Below are 6,603 nucleotides of genomic sequence, written 5' to 3' on the forward strand. Positions count from 1 at the left end.
CTAAATTCTGCCCAATGCAAACTAAAGTAGATGCTGAGGCATTGACTGAGTTAGAGAAGTTCTTAGCTAAAGAAAAAGAGCCTTCTAGTATCGGTTAGGTTAGTTAAAAAGTGATGCGATCGACCCGACTTCTTGGAAGAAGTCGGGTTATTTTTAAAGCCGATCGGGTAGGCTCGATCGAATCAACTTTGTATTTATCGATCGCCTCTCTCCAATGAATTATCGAAGGTGCAGACATGTAAGTTTTGACCGCCAATTCGACGAATATTGCCCTGCAAACTGTCTAATTGAGATGCCGGTAGGATTTAAAAGGATCTATGCCAGTAGGGGTGAGTTGAACTAAGTGACCCCCTCTTGGAGCGGAAGCGGGATTTTGGGTCTACGACCTTTGCAAATAAACCTTTCCTAGCATCCCCGATCTTCGATCGCTACCTAATTTGGATCGATCGAACTCGAAGAACAGTAAGTAGCTCGATTCGGAGATTAGATCGAGCTACTTTAACGATAGCTTCAATCAAAGGTGCAATAGTCTCCACTTTTCAGAAAACAAATCAACGAGTAGCGGCCGCAGCAGAACCAGCAATCAATGATTTATGGGAATGGGCAACACGTCAATCAAATGGGGAGCATCCCACTTTTTAAAATCCTGACAGATAAAAACAACATCGATCGCTGAACTGCCTGATGAGTGGTTCTTGATGCATTATTCTACAAAAGAGTAATAAAAAGTGGGATGCTCCCATTAACGATTGGGTAAAATAGATGATGTAGTAAATAAGTCAATCGATAGATTGCAATCCGACCCGATCGTCAGCCGCTTCACATTCAGCAATGGCAATAATCTGCGTTGGTAATGATGGTCGATCGCTTGTTTACTGGCTACTGTCCACCGACTTTAATCTACTGGCATATGAGTTATACAGAAACTATCGAAAAGCAGTCAACCATCTGTAAACTAGCACCCAATTATCGCGTGCTCCTCCACAACGATGACTTCAATGCGATGGAACATGTAGTCGAGGTATTGATAACTACCATCCCCCACCTCTCGGCACCTCAAGCAATTAATATCATGATGGAAGCCCATCAATATGGAATGGCACTAGTGATTACTTGCAATCAAGAATATGCCGAACATTACTGTGATGTCCTCAAAAGTCACGGTTTGATTAGCACGATCGAGCTTGCAGATTAGGCTTTAGGATTAGACCTGCCCATTATCTAAGAGTTTGATCGCAGTTCAAATTCGATAGTAGTTTGAGTTAATCTGATGGTGGCGGCTGAAAATTTTGGATCTTCTATCTACCATCATGTTAATAAATCTAAGTCACATTAAAAATTACCCCGCACCAGGTAGGATGTTGAGCTTCCTCTTGGTGCTCGCTCTCTTATGGCTGCCTGGATTGGCACTGATATATCTAGTGATGGGCAATACCCAAAATCTCGAAGATCCCGGTACCAAAAATTTACTCTCCATCCTGACAATGGGATTACTCGCGATCGAGTTTATCGCCTTGCTCCCGTGGTGGGGTAAACAAGTTTATCAGCATCCTAATCTTTATGCTCGTTATGGTTTAGTCTTTACCCGTCAGAATGGATTATTATTACTCAAAGGTATCGCGATCGGTGCTGGATTTGCTTTAGCCTTATTTGTCACCCAAGGTTTACTCGGCTGGTTGACATGGCAATCACCCCGATTACCAATTTCCCAATTAGCACTAGAAGGCTCCGCAACTGCATTAGGTGTCGGTTTAGCAGAAGGGTTATTTTTTCGAGGCTGGATGTTGGATGAATTGGAGCGAGACTATACACCACTAATTGCGCTCATCGCCGATGCCAGCCTATATGCTGCGCTCCATTTTCTCAAGCCGATTCCAGTTATCCTGGCTTCTTTCCCTGAATTTCCGGGATTGTGTTTGCTGGGGACGATCGTCATTATTGCCAAACGTCAAAATAGTAATCTACTAGGGATGTCGATCGGTCTTCACGCTGGGATGGTGTGGACTTACTATATTGTCAATATTGGGAATATGGTTAAATATTCCGGTCAAGTTTCGGACTGGATTACGGGTATAAATGGCAATCCGATTTCGGGATTGCTGGGATTGATTTTCTTGGGAGTCTTAGCTGGATTGATGTCAAATTTATCACCCAAAGTCGATCGATCTAAAGTGTAAACTTTTTTCTTTTAATTTACATTCTCCTAACTCCCAACTCCGAAATACGCGATCGCCGACGATAGCTGCTATACTAGGACATTGTGGCTTTTTTGCCTTCTTCAAGTATTCTTATTTAATTAATTCGAGCGGATCCAAGTATGACAAAGCGTACTCTCGGCGGTACTAACCGCAAACAAAAGCGAACATCTGGTTTCAGAGCGCGGATGCGGTCCCGCACTGGGCAAAAAGTGATCAAAGCGCGCAGAGCTAGAGGTCGGCATCGCCTGTCTGTATAGGTTTGGGTCAATGGATAGAGTAGCAACTCGTGTCATTGCCTAAACCCCATCGACTCAGACGCAGGCAAGATTTTCAAAAAGTTTATCAGCATGGCAAACGTCATCAACAAGTGCATTTGACACTTAGAAGTTTGAAACAGCCGCCATCTGCTACCGAAAATCTGCCTGCTACTCGGTTTGGGATTTCCGTCAGTCAAAAAGTGAGTAAAAAAGCAGTCGTGCGCAATCTCCTCAAGCGACAAGTGAAAGCGGCTCTCCGTCAACTTTTACCGCAGATTGCCAGCGGCTGGTCATTAGTAATTGGCGTCCGACCTTCAGCACGGGGGTGCGAATACGTCGAAATTTTGCGAGAATTAGAGCAGTTGTTGGCAGCCGCAGAGGTACTTGATGGGCATTAAAGAAGAAACGTTTTATGAAGGCGGTCCCCACATTGGGGATCTGATTTTTCACGTAGTTTTATCGGTATTTGTAGTGTTTATCCCCTTGGCGATCGGCTCGATCGTGAGGGCAATCTGGCTCCGCTACAAGATTACCGATCGGCGGATTTCGGTAATTGGTGGTTGGATGGGCAAAGATCGAACCGATCTTGTCTATTCGGAAATTACTGACGCAGTAACTATCCCGCGTGGGTTAGGATTTTGGGGAGACATGGTAGTAACCCTCAAAGACGGTAGTCGTCTAGAGTTGCGCTCTCTACCTCGCTATCGGGAAATATATGACTATATCAACGAACGGGTGCTAGCCAAAACCGGACAACCGCTCTTGAGCGTAACCGAAAAAGCTGAAGCTGCCGCTCAAACTACTTAATTAGGGAATAGGGGATAGGGAATAGGGAATAGTGCCGATTTATCTTCTGTCAGCCCTATTTTTCTAGAATCTAACCCCTATACCCTATACCCTATACCCTAACCTCTAGTTGACAATGGACTTTGGAATCGGATTTATCTCCAACAACATCATGCTGCCGATCATAGATTTTTTCTATGGAATCGTGCCTAGCTATGGACTCGCAATCGTCGCGCTAACTTTAGTCATTCGTTTCGCGCTCTATCCATTGGGTGCAGGTTCGATTCGGAACATGCGCAAGACCAAAATCTCGCAACCATTGATGCAAAAGCGGGTCAAGGAAATTCAGCAGAAATTCAAAGACGATCCGACCAAACAACAACAGGCGATGAGTGACGTCTACAAGGAGTTTGGCAACCCCTTGGCTGGCTGTCTACCAGTATTACTCCAGATGCCGGTGTTGTTTGCCTTATTTGCCACCTTGCGGGGATCGCCATTTTCCAATGTGGAATACAATGTCAATCTGCAAGTCGTCCCTGGCGAACAGATCGCTCAAGTTCAGCCGCAAGTATTTAGCAGCGAACCGCACAATATTTACTTTACGACTAATATTCACACGCCCGTAATTGCGAATATTCCAACGGGAAATGTGGTTGGTGTCGGTCAAAAAGCGAAAGTTGACTTTAAAGGCATCGATGGTAAGCCGTTTACTGATTTAACAGCTCAATATCCCGATTCCAAACTTGCTCCTGAGTGGACGATAACTAAGGGAACCGAAAATGTCAAAATTACGCCAGATGGTCAAATCGAAGCGATCGCACCTGGAGATGTGACCCTCAAAGGGACGATTCCTGGGATTGCAGCCAATACTGGCTTCCTATTTATCGATGCGCTCGGGCATGTCGGTGCGGTCGATCCCGATGGCAAAATCCACTGGGACATCATCGCGATGATCATCTTCTTCGGTTTGAGTCTCTATGTCAGCCAAAACTTATCGAGTGGCACCCCAACTCCCGCAATGGCTGGCGCAGGTGATACTGAAGCCGAAAAACAACAAGCCCAGCAAGCTGTCAATAAATTCACTCCGATTATTTTTTCGGGGATGTTTTTATTCTTCCCCCTCCCAGCGGGCGTCCTAATGTACATGGCGATCGGGAATGTCTTCCAACTAGCGCAAACCTATCTAGTCAATCGCGAACCCCTACCGCCAGAACTTCAGAAATTGGTAGATCTACAAGAAAGCGAAAAGCCCAAAGATAATAGCGATCGCGAAGAAATCCCCTTTGAGAAGAATAAGAAAAAGAAAGCAACCTAATATTAGTGGAAAGTGAAAAGTGGAAAGTGAATAGTTAGGGAAGATGACATCAAAATCTAATCTCTATCTATAATTACTCTCAGCAATTCACTATTCACTATTCACTATTCACTATTCACTCTCTCCCAATGACCGATCAACGTTTAGACCGTGGCAAACAGTGGTTGGAGCAACTACTGAGCTTATCTGGTATCGCGACAGCAGTAGATACCCAACAACCCGCCGAAACTAGCCCGCCCAATTACTGGCTGACGATCGAGCCAGACAACCTGACACCCGCCCAAATCGACATCTTAATTGGGACTGAGGGTGCGACGATCGATGCGATTCAATATCTGGCCAATGCGAGCCTGAATATTCATCAAGAGGCAGATCTCCAAGCTGGATATACGATCGAATTAGATGGCTATCGCCACCGCCGCGCGATCGCCCTCAAAAGCATTGCCGACGAAGCCGCTACTCAAGTCCGCGAACATGGCAACGAAGTCGTGCTGAAACCGATGTCTTCTGCCGAACGCCGTCAAATGCACACTTTTTTCGATAGCGATCCCAGTTATGGCGATCTCTCAACTTATAGTCGCGGGCAAGAACCCGATCGGCGGTTGGTCGTAAAATTAGCGCAATCGCCAGAAGAGCAAGAGCATCAAGAATAGCGGCTGAAGAATTGTCATTAGTTGGATGTTGACAGAAGCTTGCCAACCTTCATAAAATGCCAAGCTACCAGCTTCGATTAGTCTTACACTTACATTCCTACTTGACTGATGGAACCACTGTATATTCCCCAACTAGCAAATCGACCTGATCGCACCCTAGAAATTATTGTCGATCGACTAATTCCAGAGTTTGATACCCTTACACCAGTCAGGGGTAAGATCGTGGTCAAGCACGGGGGGACATACCTGGATGTGTCCGCACAGACAGAGACAATTATTACCCTCAAATGCGATCGCTGCTTGCAGCAATACAACCATCGACTGATGCTAGATACCAAAGAAGTAATTTGGCTGGAAGCAGAATCAGCAGAACCAGATCGTCGCGGCATGGATATCAAAACCGATCCCGAAGACTTAATTGATTCTTTGCCCCCAGATGGTCACTTCCCGCCCGATGTTTGGCTGTACGAGCAACTATGTCTATCCTTGCCACTCCGACAGCTCTGCAATCTAGATTGTGCGGGAATTACGCCAGTAGAATTGGCACCTGTGCCCAAACCAGTTGAAGTCAAACAGCTCGACAGTCGCTGGGGCATCCTCGAAAACCTCAAAAACCAACTCGACCAGAATTAACTAGTTGCCTGACTAAAGAAAGAGCGATCGAAATACTTTGATCGCTCTTTCTTGTTTAGTATTGAGAGCGCAAGCATCACTCCCAACTCCCAACTCCCAACCAACTTTACAAATAGTTATCTAAAATCCCCCAAAAAATGGGGATCGAGCTAAGGTGTGAGGTGAAGAACGATCGAACCCTACATCTCCAGTATTTCCAATATTTTATGTCTCTACAAAGCTTCGGTGTGATTGGTTTAGCTGTCATGGGTGAAAACTTAGCCCTCAACGTCGAGCGTAATGGCTTTCCGATCGCCATTTTCAATCGGACGGGAAGTGTAACCGAAAAGTTCATGGCAACCCGCGCCCAGGGGAAAAAAGTCATTGCTACATATAAGTTAGAAGATTTTTGTGCGGCACTCGAAACCCCTCGCAAAATCCTGCTAATGGTCAAAGCTGGTCAAGCTACCGACGCCACGATCGACTCACTCAAACCTTTTCTCGAACCAGGTGATGTCATCATCGATGGTGGTAACTCACTATTTACCGATACCGAGCGTCGCACTAAAGATCTCGAAGGATTGGGATTTACCTTTATCGGGATGGGTGTCAGTGGTGGTGAAGAAGGTGCGCTCAATGGCCCCAGTATGATGCCAGGCGGCACCGAAACTGCCTATCGTAATCTTGAACCCATTTTGACAAAAATCGCCGCTCAGGTGGACGATGGTCCATGTGTAGCGTATATCGGTAAAGGTGGGGCTGGACATTATGTGAAGATGGTG

General features: G+C 45.7%; 9 protein-coding genes. All 9 read left to right on the top strand.

Going from position 1 to position 6,603, the window contains the following annotated elements; genetic code table 11:
- Nucleotides 1-910 precede the first annotated feature (910 nt).
- The gene (gene clpS, locus RMO27_RS12390) at nt 911-1,195 is read left to right on the top strand and encodes an ATP-dependent Clp protease adapter ClpS (protein ID WP_309732874.1); all 285 of its coding nucleotides are present in this window, start codon (nt 911-913) and stop codon (nt 1,193-1,195) included.
- A 115-nt stretch (nt 1,196-1,310) separates the two neighbouring features.
- Nucleotides 1,311-2,177 (top strand): CPBP family intramembrane glutamic endopeptidase, encoded by an 867-nt coding sequence (locus RMO27_RS12395; RefSeq protein WP_309732877.1) that lies wholly within the window; start codon nt 1,311-1,313, stop codon nt 2,175-2,177.
- Nucleotides 2,178-2,317: 140 nt separating this feature from the next.
- Complete coding sequence (gene rpmH / locus RMO27_RS12400) at nt 2,318-2,455, top strand: 50S ribosomal protein L34 (protein ID WP_015162297.1); 138 nt, start codon at nt 2,318-2,320, stop codon at nt 2,453-2,455.
- Between the two features lie 29 nt (nt 2,456-2,484).
- Entirely contained in the window at nt 2,485-2,853 is a 369-nt protein-coding gene (gene rnpA / locus RMO27_RS12405) for a ribonuclease P protein component (protein WP_309732884.1), read from the top strand.
- On the top strand, nt 2,843-3,262 hold the full coding sequence (locus RMO27_RS12410; RefSeq protein WP_309732887.1) for a PH domain-containing protein: 420 nt from the start codon (nt 2,843-2,845) through the stop codon (nt 3,260-3,262). The genes rnpA and RMO27_RS12410 overlap by 11 nt, the downstream gene beginning before the upstream one ends.
- 115 nt (nt 3,263-3,377) lie before the next feature.
- Nucleotides 3,378-4,556 carry a membrane protein insertase YidC gene (gene yidC / locus RMO27_RS12415; RefSeq protein WP_309732888.1) on the top strand — a complete coding sequence of 393 codons (1,179 nt, stop codon included), beginning with the start codon at nt 3,378-3,380 and terminating at the stop codon, nt 4,554-4,556.
- 128 nt (nt 4,557-4,684) lie between these two features.
- A complete protein-coding gene (locus tag RMO27_RS12420) occupies nt 4,685-5,209 on the top strand; it encodes a R3H domain-containing nucleic acid-binding protein (protein ID WP_309732890.1) in 525 nt (174 codons plus the stop codon).
- Between the two features lie 108 nt (nt 5,210-5,317).
- Nucleotides 5,318-5,842, top strand: coding sequence for a YceD family protein (locus RMO27_RS12425; RefSeq protein ID WP_309732891.1), 525 nt, complete (start codon nt 5,318-5,320; stop codon nt 5,840-5,842).
- Nucleotides 5,843-6,048: 206 nt separating this feature from the next.
- Nucleotides 6,049-6,603: NAD(P)-binding domain-containing protein (locus RMO27_RS12430; RefSeq protein ID WP_309732893.1), on the top strand; the 555-nt coding region annotated here is incomplete at its 3' end.

The organism is Chamaesiphon sp. OTE_75_metabat_556, assembly GCF_031378165.1.
Lineage (GTDB): Bacteria > Cyanobacteriota > Cyanobacteriia > Cyanobacteriales > Chamaesiphonaceae > Chamaesiphon.